At 42.1% G+C, this 22,384-nt stretch carries 13 protein-coding genes; 7 read left to right on the top strand and 6 right to left on the bottom strand.

The features are described from left to right. Positions 1–135: 135 nt before the first annotated feature. Positions 136–5,691 (top strand): AAA family ATPase, encoded by a 5,556-nt coding sequence (locus ACE1CD_RS16900; protein ID WP_374825641.1) that lies wholly within the window; start codon positions 136–138, stop codon positions 5,689–5,691. 132 nt (positions 5,692–5,823) lie between these two features. On the opposite strand, the gene ACE1CD_RS16895 is transcribed toward ACE1CD_RS16900, so the two are convergent. Then, positions 5,824–7,218 carry a cytochrome P450 gene (locus tag ACE1CD_RS16895; protein ID WP_374825639.1) on the bottom strand — a complete coding sequence of 465 codons (1,395 nt, stop codon included), beginning with the start codon at positions 7,216–7,218 and terminating at the stop codon, positions 5,824–5,826. 407 nt (positions 7,219–7,625) lie between these two features. Between ACE1CD_RS16895 and ACE1CD_RS16890 the strand changes: the two genes are divergently transcribed. Further along, the gene (locus tag ACE1CD_RS16890; protein WP_374825637.1) at positions 7,626–8,540 is read left to right on the top strand and encodes a UbiA family prenyltransferase; all 915 of its coding nucleotides are present in this window, start codon (positions 7,626–7,628) and stop codon (positions 8,538–8,540) included. A gap of 228 nt (positions 8,541–8,768) precedes the next feature. Continuing rightward, positions 8,769–9,632, top strand: coding sequence for a DUF6745 domain-containing protein (locus ACE1CD_RS16885; protein WP_374800451.1), 864 nt, complete (start codon positions 8,769–8,771; stop codon positions 9,630–9,632). Positions 9,633–9,715: 83 nt separating this feature from the next. Here ACE1CD_RS16885 and ACE1CD_RS16880 read toward each other — a convergent pair whose 3' ends face one another. From ACE1CD_RS16880 to ACE1CD_RS16865, 4 genes are all read right to left on the bottom strand, one after another. Continuing rightward, positions 9,716–10,462: an NAD-dependent deacetylase gene (locus ACE1CD_RS16880; protein WP_374825635.1), complete on the bottom strand. Its 747-nt coding sequence runs from the start codon at positions 10,460–10,462 to the stop codon at positions 9,716–9,718. A 213-nt stretch (positions 10,463–10,675) separates the two neighbouring features. Continuing rightward, on the bottom strand, positions 10,676–10,888 hold the full coding sequence (locus tag ACE1CD_RS16875; RefSeq protein ID WP_374800447.1) for a hypothetical protein: 213 nt from the start codon (positions 10,886–10,888) through the stop codon (positions 10,676–10,678). After that, positions 10,872–11,147, bottom strand: coding sequence for a BrnT family toxin (locus ACE1CD_RS16870; protein ID WP_374800446.1), 276 nt, complete (start codon positions 11,145–11,147; stop codon positions 10,872–10,874). The genes ACE1CD_RS16875 and ACE1CD_RS16870 overlap by 17 nt, the downstream gene beginning before the upstream one ends. 578 nt (positions 11,148–11,725) lie before the next feature. Then, the gene (locus ACE1CD_RS16865) at positions 11,726–13,240 is read right to left on the bottom strand and encodes an aldehyde dehydrogenase family protein (RefSeq protein WP_374825633.1); all 1,515 of its coding nucleotides are present in this window, start codon (positions 13,238–13,240) and stop codon (positions 11,726–11,728) included. Between the two features lie 376 nt (positions 13,241–13,616). Between ACE1CD_RS16865 and ACE1CD_RS16860 the strand changes: the two genes are divergently transcribed. Further along, positions 13,617–13,832, top strand: coding sequence for a chlorophyll a/b-binding protein (locus ACE1CD_RS16860; RefSeq protein WP_374800444.1), 216 nt, complete (start codon positions 13,617–13,619; stop codon positions 13,830–13,832). Between the two features lie 378 nt (positions 13,833–14,210). On the opposite strand, the gene ACE1CD_RS16855 is transcribed toward ACE1CD_RS16860, so the two are convergent. Continuing rightward, on the bottom strand, positions 14,211–16,406 hold the full coding sequence (locus tag ACE1CD_RS16855; protein WP_374825631.1) for a Tex family protein: 2,196 nt from the start codon (positions 16,404–16,406) through the stop codon (positions 14,211–14,213). A gap of 115 nt (positions 16,407–16,521) precedes the next feature. On the opposite strand from ACE1CD_RS16855, the gene ACE1CD_RS16850 reads away from it, so the two are divergent. From ACE1CD_RS16850 to ACE1CD_RS16840, 3 genes are all read left to right on the top strand, one after another. Further along, complete coding sequence (locus ACE1CD_RS16850; RefSeq protein WP_374825629.1) at positions 16,522–16,749, top strand: hypothetical protein; 228 nt, start codon at positions 16,522–16,524, stop codon at positions 16,747–16,749. Positions 16,750–16,776: 27 nt separating this feature from the next. Further along, positions 16,777–18,930: a DNA phosphorothioation-associated putative methyltransferase gene (locus ACE1CD_RS16845; protein ID WP_374825627.1), complete on the top strand. Its 2,154-nt coding sequence runs from the start codon at positions 16,777–16,779 to the stop codon at positions 18,928–18,930. Positions 18,931–19,215: 285 nt separating this feature from the next. After that, the gene (locus ACE1CD_RS16840; RefSeq protein WP_374825625.1) at positions 19,216–22,068 is read left to right on the top strand and encodes a filamentous hemagglutinin N-terminal domain-containing protein; all 2,853 of its coding nucleotides are present in this window, start codon (positions 19,216–19,218) and stop codon (positions 22,066–22,068) included. Positions 22,069–22,384: the final 316 nt, after the last annotated feature.

The raw sequence follows: 22,384 nt of genomic DNA, 5'->3' as shown, positions 1-22,384 counted from the left end.
TCGGGCAGAAATAAAGCTAATCTGAAAAAGGTTTCTTTTTTAACTGTACTGTCGGCAAGACCGGATTTATCCGGTTGACTATGTACTGTTACAAACTCATGCTCTGCTCTCCGTAATAATACGAGGATGGCCGTCATGTTAAAACTTCTAGGGTACGAACTTACCGAAGCTATTCATGAAGGGGTAAAAACGGTTATATATCGTGGGCTTAAACTATCTTCACAAACCTCAGTAATTATAAAAACTCTACTGGCAGAGTACCCCAGCCTTGAAGAAATCTCGCGATTGCGGCATGAATATAAGATTCTTGCCCCACTAAATATACCAGGAATAGCCAAACCATTAGCTTTAGAAAATTATAGAAACGGTTTGGCCTTAATACTAGAAGATTTTCAGGGAATCTCGGTTAAACAATTGTTAAGCGAGCAAAAAATATCTATACTCAGCTTTTTATCTCTCGCCAGTCAGCTAGCAGAAATTATTCACGAGCTGCATCAAAATCATATTATTCATAAAGATATTAAACCTCAAAATATTCTGATTGATACCCAAAAGTGGATTGCCAAACTGATTGATTTTAGCATTGCCTCCCGGTTATCCAGAGAAACTCCTACGATCGGCAATCCTGATTTACTGGAAGGAACTCTCATCTATATGTCGCCGGAACAAACCGGGCGGATGAATCGCTCTGTTGATTATCGCACTGATTTTTATTCTCTGGGGGTCACATTCTACGAAATCCTCACGAGAGAAGTACCTTTTAAAACCAACGATCCCTTGGAATTGGTACACTGCCATATTGCAAAAACACCTGTACCGCCCCATCAGGTTAACCCAGAAATTCCCCAGGCGGTATCCGAGATAGTGATGAAATTAATGGCGAAAACCGCTGAGGATAGGTATCAAAGTGCTTTAGGGTTAAAAGCAGATATAGAAACTTGTTTGAATCAATTAGCTTTGCGCGGTGAAATTGTTGACTTCGTTACCGGAAAGATGGATAAATCGGGTCAATTCCTGATTCCCCAAAAACTTTACGGCAGGGAAGAGGAAGTTGCCCAATTATTAGAAACTTTCGATCGCATCGCCGCAGGTAACACCGAAATGATGCTCGTTTCCGGTTATTCCGGGATTGGCAAAACTTCGGTCGTCAACGAAGTCCATAAACCTATTGTACGGCAAAGGGGATATTTTATCTCCGGTAAGTTCGATCAGTTTAAGCGAAATATTCCTTATTCGGCACTCATTCAAGCTTTCTCGGAGTTGATGCGTCAAGTGGCGACGCAAACTGAGGAGAAGATTGCTGATTGGAAATCAAATTTATTACAAGCGTTGGGACAAAACGGACAAGTTATTATTGATGTAATTCCAGAAGTAGAATGGATAATTGGGAAACAGCCAGAGGTAGTGCAGTTAGGGCCGACGGAATCGCAAAATCGTTTCAATGGCGTATTTCAAAAGTTTATTGGCGTTTTTGCTCGAAAAGAACATCCGCTTGTCGTATTTTTAGATGACTTGCAGTGGGCAGATTCAGCTTCTTTAAAATTAATTGAGTTGATAATGACCGATGCAGCAAATCAGTATGTATTGCTAATCGGGGCGTATCGAGATAATGAAGTTAGCCCGACTCATGCCACTATTCAAACTATAGAGAAAATTCAACAAGCTGGAGCAGTAGTTAACAATATTGTTTTACAGGCTTTGAATTTGGGAAATGTTTTAGATTTGCTAGCAGATACGCTGAATGAAACAGTCGCATCTTCACTATTAAAATTAAATGGCTCGGAAAGAATCGTACCGCTAGCTGAGTTAGTTTTCAACAAGACTCAAGGAAATCCTTTCTTTTTGACAACTGTACTTTCTAGTTTGTATTCGGAAAAGCTGCTAACATTTGATTTTAGCGAAGGACGTTGGTTGTGGGATATTGAAAAAATTCAAGCACTTGGCATTACCGATTACAATGTGGTTGAATTGGTGGCTAGAAATATCCAAAAATTACCTGAGACTACGCAGCACGTTGTCAAATTAGCTGCTTGTATTGGCAATAAGTTTAACTTGGATAATTTAGCGATCGTTAATGAAAAATCTTTATTGACTACTGCTGATGAGTTGTGGGATGCGTTGCAAGCTGGGCTAATTTTGCCGCTTTCGTCTGATTATAAAATTCCGTTGTTTGTTGATGATTTTGAACAGAAGTATTTGCAAACTCAAGATTTAAAGGTAAGTTACAAATTTTTACATGACCGAGTACAGCAAGCCGCATATTCTTTGATTCCGGAATCCGAAAGAAAAATTACTCATTTAAAAATAGGAAAATTGCTGCTGCAAAAAACGGCTAAGTTTGCTTTATCGGAAAATATATTTGATATTGTCAACCAACTCAATATAGGGGTGGAATTCGTCACGGAAGAGGAAGAGAAAGAAGAACTGGCTAAATTAAACTTGACGGCGGGGAAGAAAGCTTTAGCTGCAACTGCTTACGATGCTGCTGCTAAATATTTAAATGTTGGTTTGCAATTACTTCCGCCAGATAGCTGGGATACAAAGTATGAATTGACGCGAGATTTATATGTGGAAACAGCAGCAGCAGAGTATCTCAATATTGACTTCGATCGGGCCAAACAATTGTCTGATGTTGTCTTGGAACGCGCTAAAACATTGCTGGAAAAAGTCCCTGTTTATGAGACGCAGATTCAGTTTTATATAGCGCAAAATCAAATGCAAGCAGCAATAGATACAGCGCTACCAATTCTTAAGATGCTAGGAGTTTCTTTGCAAAAAAAACCAAGTAAATTGAATGTTATAGTGGGTTTACTACATACAAAAATAAAATTAGGAAAAAAGCCAATAGAAGAGTTGCTAGAGCTTCCAGAAATGCTAGATTGCTATAAATTGGCAGCCATGCGGATTTTAATAGTTATCATTTCTGCTGCTTTTATTGCAAATCCTAATCTTTTTTCATTGATCGTTTTTAAAATGGTTAATCTTTGTATTAAATATGGAAATTCACCACAAGTCACTTACGCATACGTTTTTTATGGCTTACTTATCTGTGAAGCATTCGGAGACATCGATTTGGGATATAGTTACGGGAAGTTAGCTGTGAGATTGGTAGAGCGATTTAATGCTAGAGAACTCAAACCAAAAGTATATGTATTATTTAATGGCGTAATCCGACACTGGAAAGAACACGCTAAAACAACAATCGAACCATTCTTTGAGCAAATTCAAATTGGACTTGAAGTAGGAGATACAGAATATGCTTGTTATAGTGCTATGAACTATTGCACATATTCATTCTTGCTTGGTAATCATCTCGAATTTTTAGCTAACGCACAGAAAAAATATCAAGATATGATGCTGAGTTTGAAACAAGAATCTCCTTTTAATATCACTAAATTATGGAATCAATGTGTTCTGTCTTTAATGAAAGAAGGGATTGAGAATATATACGATTCTGAGTTTTTTTTTAAACTAAATAATGAAGATAATTTAAAAAAAGAAGCGAGTAAAAATCTGATATTTATATTTGATTTATACTTATTAAAGTCTTTTTTGTTTTATTTATTTAGAAACAATCATAGTTCTCTTGAACAAGCGAAAATAGCAGAAAAATATAAAGAAGGTGGATTTGGTAATATGACATCTGTTGTCCACAATTTCTACTATTCTTTAATACTTCTTTCCCAGTATTTTAATGTCTCAAAAGTGGAACAAAAAAAATACTTTAGCAAAGTAGTATATAACCAAAAAAAAATGAGTAAATGGGCGCATTATGCTCCATCAAACTATCAGCATAAGTACGAACTTGTAGAAGCAGAGAAAGCGCGAATACTAAGGCAGTATGAGAAAGCGATCGAATATTACGATCGTGCCATAAAAGGAGCTAAAGAACAAGGATACATCCAAGAAGAAGCTCTAGCCAATGAACTAGCCGCAGAGTTCCATTTCTCTTGCGGTAGAGAAAGAATAGCTCAAACCTATCTGACAGAATCTTACTATGCTTATATTCGCTGGGGAGCCAAAGCAAAAGTCAAAGATTTAGAAGAAAGGTATCCTCAGTTCTTTTCTCAAATTATAAAACGGGAACCACCCGACATAGATATTAGTCGAACAACTTCCTCCAGTACCACGGGAGGAAGTGCAGCCGCATTGGATTTGGTTACGGTAACGAAAGCATCGCAAGCGATTTCTTCGGAAATTGTTCTTGACAAGTTACTTTCCAAGTTGATGCAGATTATCCTTGAAAATGTTGGCGCTTCTAAAGGTTTTTTGTTTTTGTCAAAAGCTAATAAATTGGTGCTGGTAGCTGAAGGTTCGGTTGAGAAAAGTAAGGTGCGCGTACTGCCATCAGTTCCCATCGAGTCGCGTCCGGATTTGCCAGGATCAATTATTAACTATGTGGAAAGAAGTCAACAAACTGTAGTTTTAAATAATGCCACAGTTGAGGGGCTATTTACTAACGACCCTTACATCCTGAAAGCTCAACCGAAGTCTATTTTTTGCTGGCCTCTTACCTATCAAGGCAAATTTACGGGTATTCTGTATGTGGAAAATAATCTGGCTGTGGGTGCTTTTACGCCAGCGCGATTGTCTGTATTAAAACTTTTAGCTGCACAAGCGTCTATTTCTTTGGAGAATGCAACGCTTTATAAAGATTTGCAAACTTACTCTCAACAATTGGAAGCGAAGAATCAAGAGTTGGATAGCAAAAATGAAGCTTTGCAAGAGTCAGCAGCGCAGTTAAAAGAAAAGAACGAAGCGTTAGAACAATATCTGTATAAGTTGCAACAAACGCAGGCTCAATTGGTGCAAACTGAGAAGATATCTAGCTTGGGACAGTTGGTTGCAGGTGTAGCACATGAAGTAAATAACCCGGTCAGCTTTATCAATGGCAATCTACATCATACTTCTAACTACGTGCAAGGTTTGCTAAATCTTTTGAATCTTTACCAGCATTACTTTCCCAACCCACCAGATGAAATTCAAGAGGAAATAGAAACAATTGACTTGGAATACTTGAAGGAAGACTTACCGAAAATGCTTTCTTCAATGCAAGTAGGGACTGAGCGAATTCGGGAGATTATGCAGTCGTTACGCAATTTCTCGCGAGTTGATGATACGGGTGCTAAGTGGGTTAATATCCACGACGGATTAGAAAGTACGTTGATGATTTTGCAGCATCGTTTGAAAGCTCACGGAGAGTTAAAAGCAATTCGGGTGGTGAGAGAGTACGGCGACTTGCCTAAAATTGAGTGCTATGCAGGGCAGTTGAATCAGGTGTTTATGAATCTGTTAGCGAATGCCATTGATGCAATGGAAGAGGAAAGAGTTTCTAAGGAGAAAGAAATTCGGATTCGCACCGAACTAGAAAATAGGTCATTAGAAATCGATAATAACGAAGGATCTAACTATTCTTCTATCCCCAATTCTCAATTTGCCGTAGTTCGGATAAAGGATAACGGCCTTGGAATGACGGAAGAAGTAAGATCTAAGTTATTCAATCCTTTCTTTACTACTAAACCTGTGGGAAAGGGTACTGGCTTGGGTTTGTCGATTAGCTACCAAATAGTGGTGGAGAAACACGGGGGTAAGATTGAATGTATTTCTGCACCGGGCGAGGGAGCAGAGTTTGTAATTGCGATTCCGATCAAGCAACAATCTCAAAAAGTGGCTTACGCTGAGCTTGCCTAATTGAGAAGATGTGAAAAATAATTGGGTTACTGGCATATAAAAAATCACAAGTTAGAAGTAGAATAAAATCTTGAACTTGTGCATTTTTGGTTCTCAGTTATTCATTTGGTTAAATAGCAACATATCGCCGTGTCAAAGTGTAGCTATAGCTTTTTGAGATTCACGCTTACTTGTTACTACCAATTCCAAACTAGCCGGAGGAGCTTGGGTGAGTCCACGACGAATAGGCTTGAGGGACTTCGGATCTTTTAGAGCCAAGTTATTAGTACGGAGGATTTCAGCTAAGATTAATTTTATTTCAAACATGGCAAATGCCATACCAATACAGCCACGGTTGCCGCCTCCAAAAGGAAAATATTCATAGGGAGAAAATTGTTTTTCTAAAAAGCGTTCAGGTATAAAATGTTTTGACTGTGGGTATAAATCTTCTCGGTGGTGGGTTAAATAAATACAAGGTATTAACACCGTTCCTGGATTAAACTGGTACTCCATGATTTGCAAAGGTGCTTTCAAAATGCGATTAGAAGGAGCCAAAAGAACTGGGTAGATTCGCAGAGTTTCTTGACAAACCGCAGTTAAATATGGAAGCCGGACTATAGAGCTACGATCTGTATCAATGTTAACGGTATCAATCTCGGCGAGCAGCTTGCTATGAACTTCTGGAAGGTAGTGAATCCAGTATAAAGCCCATGTTATGGCTGTTGTAGTGGTATCGTGGCCTGCTATCAACAGGGTTATTAATTCATCCCGTAACTCATCATCAGTCATCGGCTGGCCTGTTTCATCCCTCGCCATTAGTAATAGGCTAAGGATATCGTTACGTTCGTTAATGGTATTAGACAGATGATCCTCTTCGATTAACTGCCGTCGCAATTGGATTTCGCTGTAGAGTAATCTATCGATTTGCTGACGAAGTTGGACAAATTTTCCCCAAGGACTCACAGCTCCCAAGTTCAGTCGCAGGAAAGGAAAAAAAAGCATACTTGCGGTTAAGGGTGAGCCTATTGATTCTAGGAAAGAAATGAGCAGTTGTCGTAGAAGATCGTATCGATCTCCCTGATGCAGGCCAAAAACCGCTTGCAGGATTGCACGTAAAGAAATCTCTTCGATTAATGGACGAACTAGGAAAGCTTTTCCAATTGGCAACTGTCTAATTGCTTGTGCGGTTATATCGCTGATTAGTTGACTGTAGGCTTTCATGCGTTGTCCATGAAAAGGAGGTATGAGAAGACGACGTTGCCGTTGATGAGGCTCTCCATCTAGGAGTGCTAAAGAATATTCACCTAGAAGAGGTTGTGCAAGCGGTTTGTTTCCACGCCCAGAATCAAACAAATTACGATCGGCAGTGAAAATTTCTTCGATCGCTTGCGGGTGACTTAAGTACACCACTGGAGAATCCGTATTGCTTCCGATCGTGAACGCATCACCGTAGCGTTTTTGCCGCGCTTCTAAGTATTCTATGGGTCGGAGAACAAACTGAAGCGTCTCTAGCCAAAGTGGAGTCTGGGGGCCATTAGGTAGTTTCAAGGGGTTTTTTTCCTTTTTGTGTAAAACTTAATGCTGAGCAGATATTATCTCTCGATCGTGTCTGGTGCGATCGACTTCGGACACCCCGGACAGTAAAAAAAATAACTCCGCATTCCATTCTGGCTTAAACTTATACGTGGCAAGGCTTACAGCGATTAATTTAAAAATCTTCGCTCGGCTTTTTTCCTGCCTGCTAAAGGGTTTTATTAAAAAAACTTATTGTAAGTTTTGTTACGTTAAGGTATTTAAATAAAAATACCTCACCGTAAATCTACTAAATGGCAGTTTTACTGATATGATTGACCAAGTGTAGTGATGCAGATCACCGACAAACAAAAATTGACAGAGTAATCCTATGGCCGAAGCCCATACGGAATCTTCTGTATTGATGGTGTGAGGACAAAAAATTGTCAGTAAAAGCAACCGTGTTATCATCCCTGTTGGCCTTAAGTAAGAAAATCTACCGGAGCCTCCGGCACGAAGTATGTCTGAGTTGGCAATTCATCAGTGGCGATATTTCAGCATCGATCGTACCTGGGCTTCTATTTATGATGGCGGCGTGGAAAACTCATCCAACAAATGCAGTTGATTTCCTGATGGTATTGGGACGGGGCATAGTGTACTTTTGGCTGTATATCGTGCCGTTTTGCATATCAAACCAAATCGTCGGTATTGAAGAAGATCGAATTAACAAACCCCATCGTCCGTTGGTGAAAGGTTCTGTTTCACTTCTAGGTGCAAAAGTGCGGTTAGTCGTGAGTATGGTGCTGTTTGGATTGGTGGGATGGTGGTTTGGTGTTTTAGAGTGGGCGCTGCTTTGGCAAGGTTGTATTTTTCTGCACAATTTAGGTAGCGGCTCTAAGCACTGGATTACCAAAAATCTTTTTATGGGAGAAGGAGCATTAGCTCAACTTGCAGCAGCTTGGCAACTGGTAACTCCGATTACCTCGATCGCTTGGCAGTGGATCTTAGTAGTAGCTGGCGTGTGGCTGTTTTTAGCTGCTATTCAAGACCTTCGGGATATTGACGGCGATCGCGCAATTGGTCGAAATACTTTCCCGATCGCCTTTGGAGAAACAACAAGTCGAGTCGTACTAACTTCGGGTTTTGGACTATTACCTTTCGTGATACATTTCGCACTGATGGTACCAGCAGGTTTAACTTGGAACGTTATCCTGTGCGATATTGTGCTGGCGGTGATCAGCTTCACGATCGCAGCCCGAATTGTTTCTTTCCGCTTACCAAAAGCAGATCATTACAGTTATATGTTATTCACCTATTGGTTTTGTTCAGTATTAGTTTGTGCGATCGCAGTTATTTAAATTCAAGCTTTGGTAGTCTTAGCTCCATATATATATATAGATAGCTCTATTTAAATTACGCAAGTAGGCAAAGCGTGTCTCGATCGGGAAAACTATTTCAACAGTCCTCTATAATTTGGCCAGCCTGGTTTCCAGCAAACCAATATCCCCGATGTTAAGCTCGAAAAATGGGGCAATTTCAAGATGGGAATAGTTCCACTGTGCTGAAAATATACGGATGGCTGCATATTGAAATTTAAAATCGAAAACCTTACACCTGACCAAGTAGTTGCGATCGGAGCGAGCCGTGACAAGTGGAGAGCGATCGCCCTTTCCACAGAGAGGATCGATCGTCAAAAAGCAGCGTTAGCAATCCAAGCTGTTTACAGTGCGATCGGTCTCGGTCAACCTCAAATCCAATTTTTTGATAGCCCATTTGCAGCTTTGCAGAAGCCTCCCTCCTTATTGGGGCGTTTCCTGGGAAGTTTGTTGAGGGGTAAAATCGAGAAGCAACTGGACATTCCACCGGGTAGCCAATTGGGAAGCCTGGTAGAGAATAATTTGGAACTAGAAGCGATCGATCCGCTCAAAAGATATCTCTGGACGCCTTTGTCAAAACAACTGGGGATTCAACTCGGTAATTCTTTGTGGAAGCAACTGAGGAACCAACTGACGAGTCAAAATGATAACTGCATACAACCCGAATTGTGGGCAGTGTATGCTAGTGCTTTTGACTATTGTATTTCAGTGTTAAACTGCGAATACTCCCCTGGCAAGTGGGAAGCACTTCAGTCTGTAGCGAAAGAATGCGGTTGGATTTTCCCTTGGCAGAAAACTTGCTTTGTTTGCGATCGACCGTCAAAACTTAGTTTTGATAACGAACGACGCCTTCACGCAGAAGGTACGCCAGCAATTCAGTTTACGGACGGATTTAGCGTGTACGCTTATCACGGTGTAGTCATACCTGAAAAATATGGTATAATTCCACCCCAACAATGGCAAGCACGGTGGATTCTCGAAGAAAGCGATCGCGAACTAAAGCAAGTGTTAGCTTACGGAATTGGGATGCGACGAATTCGTCAAGAATTAGGAAACATTGAACTAGATTTGTAACCATTTGAGGAGGTAGAGGACAACTAATAGAAACCCGGTTTTTATAAAAAACCGGGTTTTTTAGGACAGTTTTTCACCTTTTCCTAATCCCTACCGATCGCTAACAGTTGTGGTAAAATTTCTTCGGCACGTCCGAGATATTCTTCTTGGAAATATGGATTGGGTGGATCGATCGCTTCGAGATTTACCATAATTGTTCTTGCGCCAACGTAAGCTGCTGACCTGACAAAGTTAGCAGCAGGAAATACTAAACCGGAAGTGCCAACAGCAAGAAATAGGTCGCAATCTCGGAGCGATCGCTTTGATTGCCAATCTGCTAATGGTGAAAGGAACTCCCCAAACAATACAATATCTGGGCGCAACAGATGTCCGCATAATTTACAGGAAGGAATGGAGTCTGTATGCAGATTCTCCTCTGAGTAAGGTTCCAAAGTACACTGTGAATTTGTACACTTTGTTCTATGTACGTTTCCATGCAATTCGATCACATTTTGACTCCCCGCACGCTGATGCAGTCCGTCTACATTCTGAGTAATTAAAGTGAACGATCGGTCGGCGCGAAGATGATGTTCCAAATTCGCAAGTGCGAGATGCGCTGCATTCGGGATAGCTTGTCTGGCGGTGATGCGGAAGTTGCTAAAATAATGCCACAAACCAGCCGGGTCTTGTTCGACTGCCTCGACGGATGTATATTTTTTTGTAGAAGATTCTTCACCTATACTGCCAGATCCGCGAAAGGTAGGGAGTCCTGATGCTACCGAAATTCCCGCCCCGGTTAGCACAACAATGTTTGTATAGGTAGAGAAATCGATCGCAACAACCTCGTTCATCATCAATACCCGTATCCTGTTGTAGAATTTCTGCGACCTTTGGGATAAAATGTTCTAACTTGCCATGATAAAGATGGATAATATTGTAAGAGAAAAAATGTTGGTTTTCCTAAATTAAACCCAAGCTAAAAGAAAGGGCGATAATGCTACGCAGCGCTGGCGCAAACAAACTTTTGTGAATCCCCGACATCAGCATAATTTTGAAACAGTTAATTAGGCCGAGACAGACTTGGCAATTTTTGCAAGCAATCGCAACGCTTCATTTACGGAAGCTGAGTCTCGAAATATTTCTGCTACGTCTGGATCGAGAATCACAACATTGCTCGATCGCATATAGGATTCATAGTATTTGCCACGAACGCCACCTGAAAAATCGTATTCAGGTCTCATTTCGTCATCCACTTTTGCTTCAGGTTCCTGATTCATAACTTCTTCTCTCTTGTCGGGTGGCTAAACGGGCGCTGATTAAACGCACTTCACCTTCTCGTTCTGTATGGGACACAACCAAAAGGCGCTGTAAACTTGAGTGACCTATCGTTAAAAAACGGAACTCCCCTACCGAGTGGTCAGGGTCAGAAATTGTCACAGCTAGTGGATCTCCAAAGACGGTGACAGCCTCTTCAAAAGATACACCATGCTTTTTAACATTGCTAGTCGCTTTCTCTGAGTCCCACTGAAACTTCATAGAGCTATTCTACTCGGCTCTCCCGTTTTCGTGGTGATAATAGAAACTTATCTAATGGTAGGGTGGGTTAGGCACGGGCGATAATTTCAACACTTTCGATCGATAATTTAGTTTCCGTGCCATAACCCAGCGATCGCAATCAACTGTAACATTTACGAACATTTTTCCCCATAAATCCGAAAGAGCCCTATTCCTCGATCGTAAGAGCGGGATAAACCCACCCGTTCGGATAGCTTCTTTTTGGTATCTAAAACACTGTTTGTAAAGAAAATGTTAATTAAGTAGGGTGCGTTAGCTCAAGCGTAACGCACCAATCTCTTGGATCTGGTGCGTTACGGCGAAACTTGCCTGACGATTAAAGCTATTTTATGGAACTAGAGCGCCAGTCCAGTAAAAGAGACCACGGCAGGGCGAAGCATTTGGACAGAAAATCTTGGGTTTTGTGTAGTAAATTGTCGCCCAAATGCTTCTCCCCTACATAACACTTATGTTGTTCTTTTTGTCAATTTATTCTACTGGACTGGCGCTCTAGCGCCTAACGCACCCTACTTAATCTTTTGTTTGCGAACAGTTTCTCACTACAACCTCACGCAAACTGACTTAACTTCGGTGTAATTTTCCAGGGCTTCGCGTCCCATGTCGCGACCCCATCCAGATTGTTTGTAACCGCCAAAAGGTAAAGCGGCATCGAAGATGTTGTAGCAGTTAATCCAAACAGTACCAGCGCGAAGTTTGCTGGCTATATTGTGTGCTTTGGCGATATCTTTCGTCCAAATGCCAGCAGCTAATCCGTAGATGGTATCGTTAGCGATAGACACCAATTCGTCGATTTCTTGGAATGGTAATACCGTGACAACGGGGCCGAAGATTTCTTCTTGCACTACCTTCATTGTTTGTTTGGTATTGACTAAAACTGTCGGTTCGACAAAGTAACCTTTATCTCCAATTCGCTGTCCGCCGATAACAGCAGTTGCACCTTCAGATAAACCGGATTGCAGATAGCCGCAAACGCGATCGAGTTGTTCGTCGGAAACTAATGGCCCCATTTGGGTTGTGGGGTCAAGACCTGGGCCTACTTTAATTTTCTTGCCTTGTTCGGCAACACCTTCTACAACGCGATCGAAAATAGATTGTTCTACGTAAAGTCTCGAACCAGCACAGCAACATTGTCCGTGATTGAAGAAAATCGCATTAGCTGCGCCGGGAATTGCTGTTTCTAAATCGCTATCTTTGAAGACGATGTTGGGAGATTTACCGCCTAATTCTAAGGAAACTTTTTTGAGATTTCCGGCGGCTGCTTGGACGATTAATTTGCCTACTTCTGTCGAACCGGTGAAAGCAACTTTATCAACATCGGGATGGGCGGCGAGTGCAGCGCCAGCAGTTTCACCGTAACCTGGAATAATGTTAACTACTCCATCGGGAAATCCAGCTTCACAAATTAATTCGCCTAAGCGAAGTGCTGACAGAGGAGTTTGTTCGGCTGGTTTTAAGACGATCGTACAACCAGCGGCAAGTGCGGGGCCTAATTTCCAGGCTGCCATTAGTAGGGGGAAATTCCAAGGAATAATTTGTCCGACTACTCCCACTGGTTCCCGTTGGGTATAAGCAAAATATTTGCTGCCGGGATCGTAAGGTACGGAAATGGGGATGGTGCTGCCTTCAATTTTAGTTGCCCAGCCTGCCATGTAGCGGAATAAATCGATCGCGAGGGGTACGTCGGCGACTCGCGCAACGCCGATCGGTTTGCCGTTATCGATCGATTCGAGTTCGGCAAATTCTTCTAAATTTGCTTCGAGTAAGTCGGCTAGTTTCCAAATTAATTTTCCGCGATCGGAAACGGTTATTCTTGACCAAGGGCCATTCTCGAAAGCTTGGCGTGCTGCTTTGATGGCTTGGTTAATGTCTTCGGCTGTACCTTCGGCAACTTGTGCGATCGCTTCTCCGGTGGCGGGGTTGTAAACGGGAAATGTTTTACCGTTAGCAGCATCAACCCATTTGCCATTAATTAACAGTTTTTTAGGTTGTTTCAAAAAGCTGGAAACTTGGCTATGAAGTTGAATTTCGGAAGTTCGATCGAATGTTGCTGTCATATAGTTATCCTTGTTAAATGCTTTATACCCCAACTAAGGGTAAATGTTATTATTTCGATCTTACGCTCTATTAATGTGTTTATATGCAGGCGCTCGGTTGACAAATATAATAATTATTTTGTCGGTTTTATAACTAATTTTTAGAAATATGTATAAATTTAAATAACGTGCAACAAATAATATGCTAAACAAATAAATTCCTCTATCTCAAGACATATTTAATCGTTTGATTAACCTTTTGTAATACAACCATTGGGCGAAAAAGCTGGGACATCATGCTTTAGTACTGTATGCAGTTTGAGACTATAGGCAGACAGCAGTCAATCAGCGGCTAGCTAGGATGAGAGTGTGATTGATTTGTAAAGGAATGTTAACAATGGAAAGTCGTCCTTCTACCGAGCTACCTCCTGTTGCTAAGGAATACAATGGCGTCGATCGCAATGCTTTTCTGTTTGGATTTACTCCGCAAGCAGAAATTTGGAACGGTCGCTTAGCAATGATTGGTTTTTTAGCTTACCTTTTGTGGGATTTAGGTGGCTATAGCGTACTGCGTAATGTGCTACACCTGCTTCCTCAGTACGTTGTTCGTTAATGATTGAATCGCTTTGCACTTAGGCTGGTAGTTGTCCGGAATTAGCAAGGCTATCAGCATAATTGCAAAGTTTCAGGTCGGGCGATTTCGTGAGGGATTTAGTTTTATTTATAGTTGAATCTCTACAGCACATTTGTAACCATTGCTCCTCAAAATACGGCTTAATTGCCTGAATTGTTCGTGAAAGCGATCTCGCTTAGGTACGTAGTTGCGCTTTAGCGCTCTTATTGCCACTGAATAAGGCGCTGAAGCGGGAAATTAGGTACGTAGTTGCGCTTTAGCGCTCTTATTGCCACTGAATAAGGCGCTGAAGCGCGAAATTAGGTACGTAGTTTATTGCAACTAAATAAGAGCGCTGAAGCGCAACTACATACCTTTCTATCGGGGGCGATTTTTGGTGTTGGGATTGTTATTCGTTGAATTTTGCGATCGCATCGATAAGCTGATTCTCTTCAATTTTTCATTCACTTCCATTACTCGCACTTTTACGACTTGTCCGACTTTGACAATTTCTTTTGGATCGCTAACAAATCTGTCTGCAAGTTGGGAAATATGCACCAAACCATCTTGATGCACGCCGATATCGACAAATGCGCCAAAATTAGCAACGTTGGTAACAATTCCTTCTAATTCCATCCCCACTTTTAAGTCGGAAATTTCTTTGATTCCTTCTTTGAAAGTGGCATATTTGAATTCCGCACGCGGATCTCGTCCCGGTTTTTCCAATTCGGCGATGATATCGCGCAGTGTAGGTAAACCAACGGTATCGGTAACGTATTTTTTCAAGTTGATGGATTTGAGCTTTTCAGGAATTTGCGTTACCTGATGCAAAGGTACGTTAAGATCGGATGCGATCGCTTCCACTACTTTATAGCTTTCTGGATGCACGGCGGTATTATCCAACGGGTTTTCGCCGCCGCGAATACGCAAAAAGCCAGCAGCTTGTTCAAATGCTTTTGGCCCTAATTTTGCCACTTTCAGCAGTTGACGGCGATTTTTAAACGCGCCGTTTTCGTTGCGGTAGGTAACGACATTTTTGGCGACAGTTGGCGTCATTCCAGAAACAAAAGTTAGGAGTTCTTTCGATGCGGTGTTTAAGTCTACTCCAACGTAGTTAACGCAGCTTTCTACGGTTTCATCCAACTTTTTCTTGAGTAATTTTTGATCGACATCGTGTTGATATTGTCCGACACCAATTGATTTCGGATCTATCTTCACCAATTCCGCCAAGGGGTCTTGCAAACGGCGACCGATACTAATCGCACCGCGCACGGTAATATCGAGATCGGGGAATTCTGCGATCGCCACATCAGAAGCAGAGTAAATCGATGCACCAGACTCGTTTACCATGAGTTTAATTGGTTTGCGATCCATCGTCGCTAAAACTTCCGAAACAAATTCATCTGTTTCGCGAGAAGCTGTACCGTTTCCGATCGCAATTAGCTGGATATCGTACTTTTCAATCAGCTTTTTCAGCGTGTTAGCAGCTTGCGTGCGTTGTGCGGCGGCTTGGTGGGGGAAAATTGCCTGATATTCCAAAAATTTACCAGTGTCAGAAAGTGTCGCAACTTTGCATCCAGTCCGAAAACCGGGATCGATCGCTAATGTTGGTTTCATTCCCGCCGGTGCAGATAGCAACAACTCGCGCAGATTGCTTTCAAAAGTTTCGATCGATTGAATATCGGCGTAATCTTTTCTATCTGTACGCACTTCCGTAATGAGGGAATTTTTCATCAAACGGTTAAACGCATCTTTCAGCATTTCCCGATAAAATTCTTTCACGGCTGGAATTTTTGTTTTAATTTCCTGCGATTCCAGATAATACAATACAGCTGATTCATCAAAGGAAACATCTAAATCCAGTATTTTTTCATTTTCACCCCGCAGTAATGCCAGCATATTGTGCGGTGCAATATTTTTCACCGGAATCTGGTAATTCCGATACATTTCAAATTTAGTACTACCTTCGGGATGCTCCTCTTTAATCTGCGAGACGAACACGCCTTCATTCATCAGATATTCTCGCAGATAAGCACGCAATTCCGCTTTTTCCGATACTTCTTCTGCTAAAATATCATTAGCACCTTTGAGCGCATCTTCGGCAGTTTTGACACCTTTCTCTTCCGAAATATATTTCGCCGCTTCTGGTTCCAAAGGTACAGGTTTCGCATTGCGGTTGTTCAAAGATTTGATGAATTCTGCTAAAGGTTCCAAACCTTTTTCTCTAGCAATAGTAGCGCGGGTGCGTCGCTTTGGTTTGTAGGGAAGATATAAATCTTCCAATTCGTTTTTCTGCAAGCAGGATTCGATTTTGGCTTTTAGTTCGTCGGTGAGTTTCCCCTGCGACGATATTGCATCCAAAATCGTCTTTTTCCGTTCTTCCAATTCCGTCAGATAGGTATGTCTGTCCGAGATGTCGCGAAGTTGGATTTCATCAAGTGCGCCAGTACGTTCTTTACGGTAGCGTGCGATGAAGGGAATGGTCGCACCCTCGGCGAGTAGTTCCAGAGCGTTGTTGACTTGGGAGAGGTTGAGGGATAGTTCTTGTGCGAGGAGTTGAGGAATGTCGAGCATAGAGCGTATTTAGTCTGCTTGTTCTAGGATAAACTGAAAATAACCAAATGATAAAGTAATCAAACGATGTTACTGGGTATTAGTTGGATACTTGGATAAAAGTGTAGAAAAACTTATGAACAACATTTTTTTGCTACCGCCTGAACTTGCAGAGGAAGATCGCTTTACAGCTTGTTTACATTATGCCATCGATAACATACCCGAACTAGGTCAAGTAATAGTAGATTTTTTACTGATTCAATCGGAAAAATCTTCATCTCCTTTCATTAAAGCAGTAAATCGTAACCGTTCAGGGGGTGCGCCGCAGGCGCACCCCCTGAACGGTTACAATCTATTTGACTGAGAGTGCGTTCGAGTTTGGGATAAGGCGATGGATAGCTTCACTTCTTTGCATCCAGATGTACCCGAAGTTGAGGTAGAACTATTGAGTGCTGAATGTGACAATAGTACTCAGATAATATCCCCAATAGAAGAACCTGAATCCCTGGAAAAATGGTGTCAACAAAGTTTGATTGGTAAAAAATTACCCAACGCTCTCTACGTTCACATTTCTGCCATAGAAAAACTCGACCCGCCGCTGCGCCAGCACTACGAGAAATTTTCCCAGATTATCGCTACGGGAATGGTTGGCGCAAATATAATTAAATTCCATAGCGATCGACCAAAAATATCTTATCTTTTCTATCCCGATTTTGATACAGACCCTCATCCCGCTTTACTTGCCAGTGTCCAAATTAACCTGGAAAATAATGAAATTTCACCGATGATGAGATATCGCGATTATTCTAATTCGCATAATCCACCTATTCTACATCGAAAAGAAACTTTTGTCACTCCCGAATATCCTTACTATCAAGAATTTGAACAACTGACAAAGGCAGAAGAAAAGTTAGGTCTTCTGGATAAAACCAGCAGTATAGGTACTCGTCAAGGTTGGATGCAATGGTTACAATACCAAGGTGTAGAAATACAAGGTCATCGTGTAGTAAATGAAAATGGCGATCGCTTATCGCGAATACCCAAAATTGAACGCCACAGAGCAGCAATTGTTCGCACCGATTTATCTCGACCATTGCGTTTTGCTTTAGAAGCTAATTTATTCACAGAAAATACGACGTTTTTTGATTATGGTTGCGGTCACGGCGGTGATGTAAATCGGATTGCAGAACGCGGGTACACTAGCAATGGATGGGACCCTTTCTACTTTCCAAACGAAGCTTGCATTCCCGCAGATATTGTTAATATCGGTTATGTCATTAATGTCATCGAACATATCGAAGAACGCGGCGAAGCTTTGCGAAAAGCTTGGGAACTTACCCGTCAGGTTTTGCTTGTGTCCGCGCAAGTTTTAATTGATGATGAAAAGCATGGAAAAATTGCTTTCGGCGATGGCGTGATTACTCGTCACAACACTTTCCAAAAATATTACGAACAGGAAGAACTGAAAATTTATATCGATCGAGTACTTGGTGTCGATTCTATTCCAGTTGCTTTGGGAATTTACTTTGTGTTTCGGGATGAAAATCAAGCACAAAATTTCCGCGCTTCTCGATGTCGATCGCGCATTTCAACACCGAGAATTCGCACCCAAGTCAAGCGGTTTGAAGATTACAAAGATTTGCTAGCACCGCTCATGGCATTTGTGACCGATCGCGGTCGTCTTCCCGTACCGGGAGAATTACCGGAAGAAGCGGAAATTAACTTTGAATTTCGCAGAATAACGCGAGCTTTTGATGTAATTTTACAAGCAACAGAAGCAGGAGAATGGGATATGATTAAACAAAAGCGTCGTTCCGATTTGTTACTTTACCTCGCCTTGTCAGAATTCAAAGATTACGTACAATTTAAAGATATAGAACCTGTTGTCCAAAAAGATATCAAAGCTTTGTTTGGTAGCTATAAAAAAGCTAGAGAAGAAGCAGAAGATATTCTATTCAGTTTAGGTGACTTGAGTGTCGTTGCTAAATGTTGCGAAGAAAGCGCGATCGGTCACAAACGACCCAACGCTTTATTCATTCACGTTTCTGCACTTTCCGAACTCGATTATCGATTGAGAATTTACGAAGGTTGCGCCAGCAGAACGATCGGTCGCATGGATGAAGTCACCTTAATCAAATTTCACACCAAACAACCAAAAATATCCTACTTATTTTATCCCGATTTTGACACAGAACCGCATCCAAAATTACACACAAGTATGCACATCGACTTGAGAGATTTGCACGTCAGCTATCGAGACTATTCTGATTCCCAAGACCCCCCTGTTTGGCATCGCAAAGAAACTGTCCTGACAGCCAACTATCCCGGTTATGAGAAATTTGCCAAACTCAGCGAACAGGAAGAAAATAGGGGATTATTTGACGATATAAACGCAATTAAAACTTTGAAAGGATGGGAACGCTGCTTAGAAGAACATTGCGCGGAAATTCGCAATTATCGTTTATATTGGCGCAAAGATGCCGATCCTTATCGGGTAAAATTAGTGCGATCGGCAATCAGAGCCAGAAAAAAAAGTAACGACTAATATCATCTCCGAGCGAATCGTTTCAACATATCTTAAATTGTCTCGATCTGCGTTGATCTAGGGAGTCGGTGGAAGTCCTTGGTATAGTACGCCTGGTTGTGGTATTTGAGAGTGCGATCGCGATTTCGATACCTAGCACGATCGAACTCCAGCACTGACCAATTTCCTCCGATTGAAGTATTGACCTTTCAAACAGAGTATAATGCTAACTCATAGTGCTAAAGCAAGAAATATTAATTAGCGCTCAAGCTAGGTGCTTTTGGTGAGCCATTACCTCTCAAAAACATGAAACTGCTTTCTCTTTCTCTCTATTTCGCAACAACCCTCTACTGTTTATGCGTTTTCTCTCCTAAACCCACCATTGCACAGATAGTTCCCGATACCACCTTACCAAACAACAGCATTGCCATTCCCAATGGCAACAGCATCCGCATTGAAGGCGGGACAACGGCTGGGGGCAATTTATTTCACAGCTTTCAAGAATTTTCTGTCCCCACAGGTACGGAAGCTGTTTTCAATAACTCATTAGATATTCAAAATATCTTCAGTCGAGTTACTGGTAGCAACATCTCGAATATAGATGGCTTAATTCGCGCTAATGGTGTGGCGAACTTATTTTTAATCAATCCCAACGGCATTATCTTTGGACAGCACGCTCAATTAAATATAGCTGGTTCTTTTACTGCCGGCACTGCGGATGGTATCACATTAGGAGAAAATGGCTTTTTTAGCGCCAAAGATATTAGCAATAGCAGTTTGTTAAGCGTGCAACCGGGCGCATTATTTAGCAACGCGGTGCGAAATTCGCCAGCCCAATTAGTCAATCGAGGGAATTTAGCTGTAGCACCAGGACAAAATTTAACTTTGCAAGGAGATGAGCTAACTGTAACAGGTTCTCTGACAGCACTAGGAGGAAATCTTATCCTCAAGAGTAACGGCAATATTTCCTTCACAGATAGTCTGGTAACCAATACCAATATCGACGTAACAGAACATAGTAGTATTCAGCTACAAGGACAGAATATCAGCTTAGAGCGATCGCAAATCCTTTCCCGCAACATCAGCGATCGAAACGCACCCGATATTACCGTCAATGCCACTGGAAACATTACTATTAGCGGCTTTAGTTCCCCTGACCCCAATCAAAATCCCCTCACGCAACTACTCAACAGTCGGATTGCCAGCGAAACTTATAGCGCAGGTGTAGGAGGAAATATTAACGTTGCCGCTGCACAAATTAACTTAATTGATGGCGGACAAATTTCCAGCTTAGTAGGGCCACAAGCAACCGGAAATGGCGGCAAAATTACCGTCAATAGCAACGCGATTACTGCGATTCGATCTAATGCTTTTAATCCGCTTTTTCCAAGTGGAATTGTTAGCTATAACTTGGGTGCAGGAAGAGGTGGAGATGTAGATATAGCCGCCTCTAGAATTGACCTATCGGATGGAGGAGCAATCTTATCTTTAGTGCAGGGAACGGGAAGGGGAGGAGATCTCCAAGTAAATGTTGGTGAGTCTGTGGAAGCAACAGGACTCAATCCCTTAGCGCCGCAACTTTTTAGCGGTATTGCGGCACTAACTTTAGGAAAAGGTGATAGTGGAAATCTTAATTTATCCAGTCCACAATTAAGACTATTTGAAGGAGCAAAAATAGGTTCACTTAGTTTGAGTCAATTCATTGGCGAACCACTTCTAGGCGCGGGAGAAGGCAATGCAGGGGATGTCACCGTCAATGCCACACAGGTGGAAGTAGTAGGAAGCAGCCCTCTAGCTCGCGACAATCTTACTGGAATATTTAATGTTACTACTGGTTCGGGAAACGGAGGTAATCTCACTTTAACCACCGAAACCTTAAGCATCAGGGATGGCGCAGGGGTAGCATCCGGCGTTACCCAGTCCATTTTCACCTTTGGACAACCTCTACCCAATTCTGGCACGGGCAATGGCGGTAATCTGACCGTCACCGCTTCCCAATTTATTGAAGTGATTGGTAGCAGTCCCTCGCTGGTGGCTCCCAGTTCACTGGGAACGGTAACCTTGGGTAAGGGAAATGCAGGTAATGCTGTGATTACTACTCCCCAACTGAGGTTACTTGATGGGGGAATAGTTGATTCAACTACAGCTGCCAGTGGAAATGGAGGTAAGATGACTATCAATGCCTCTGACATTTTCATTAGTGGCACTGCTCCCGATCATTTTCCAGCTGGAGTAGAAGGTAGTTCTGTAGTCTTTAACAGAACCATCCAACAGAATTTCTTCCTTCCCGAACAACTCACCGGTAATACCGGAGAAATTACGGTTAATACACAGCGATTAACCATCCAAAACGGCGGTCAAATTCGAGTTAGACATGAGGGAACTGGCGATGCGGGAAAATTAACTATTAATGCCGATACAATTTGGCTCGATCGTCAAAGCCAAATCAATGCTACAACAGCTTCCGGATTAGGCGGTGAGATTTCCTTGAATGTGAATTCTTTATTATTACTTCGCAATGGCAGTGCCATTACTGCTACGGCATTGGGAGGAACAGGAAATGGTGGCAACTTAAATATTAACTCTCAATTTATCGTGGCTATGCCTTTAGAAAATAGCGATATTACTGCCAATGCTAAAGCAGGTTCTGGGGGTCGAATTAACATCACCGTTGCGGGTATTTTTGGGACTCAGTTTCGAGATAATTTGACTCCCGAAAGCGATATTACCGCTAGCTCGGATCTGGGCGCTCAGTTTAGCGGTGTGGTAGAAATTAATACTCCCGATCTTGACCCCAGCGCTGGTTTAGTCGAGTTATCGACAAATTTTGAGGATGTAGACAGGAGTATTGTCGCTAGTTGTGCGACTTCTGTGGGTAATAGCTTTACAATTACCGGCAACGGCGGTTTACCCGATGACCCAACGCAAGCCCTCAGAAGTAGGGCAGTTTGGCGGGATGTGCGTTTGGTGGAAGTGGGGTCGAGTGGCAGAAGGGGAGAACGGGACAGTCGAAGAATATCGGTAATTCCCAATACCCCAATTGTAGAGGCGACGAGATGGCGGGTGAACGGTGCGGGGGAAATGGAATTAGTTGCAAATGCTTCCTCGATGATTCTCGGTAGTAGTTGGTACAATGCACCGAGCTGCGGTGGAAGATGATGGTTAAGTCTACGCTCGCCAATTTCATCCTTTGGGAGTATTGATTTTTCAAAAAGGGTAAAATGAGTGCTGCGGGTGTCGATAGCAACACAAGGCTCATTCACACTCGATCTGGGTGCTGTTGACGACCGATTATCCCGTAAAAAAGATGAAGCTGCTTTTGCGATCGCTCTATGTACTGGAGTTTAGACTAACCGCGCTTTAGGGCGCGGTTAGTCTAAACTCCTATACAAGGCAAAATAGCTCAGCTTTTAGCTGAGTAAAAAAAGATTGATTTAATCAGGATTTAAGAGAAAAATAAGTTAGCTTTTTGAGT

This window comes from Aerosakkonema sp. BLCC-F183, from assembly GCF_041929145.1.
Taxonomy (GTDB): domain Bacteria; phylum Cyanobacteriota; class Cyanobacteriia; order Cyanobacteriales; family Aerosakkonemataceae; genus Aerosakkonema.
The sequence above is the reverse complement of the archived record's forward strand: the minus strand, read 5'-3'. Positions and strand labels throughout refer to the sequence as shown.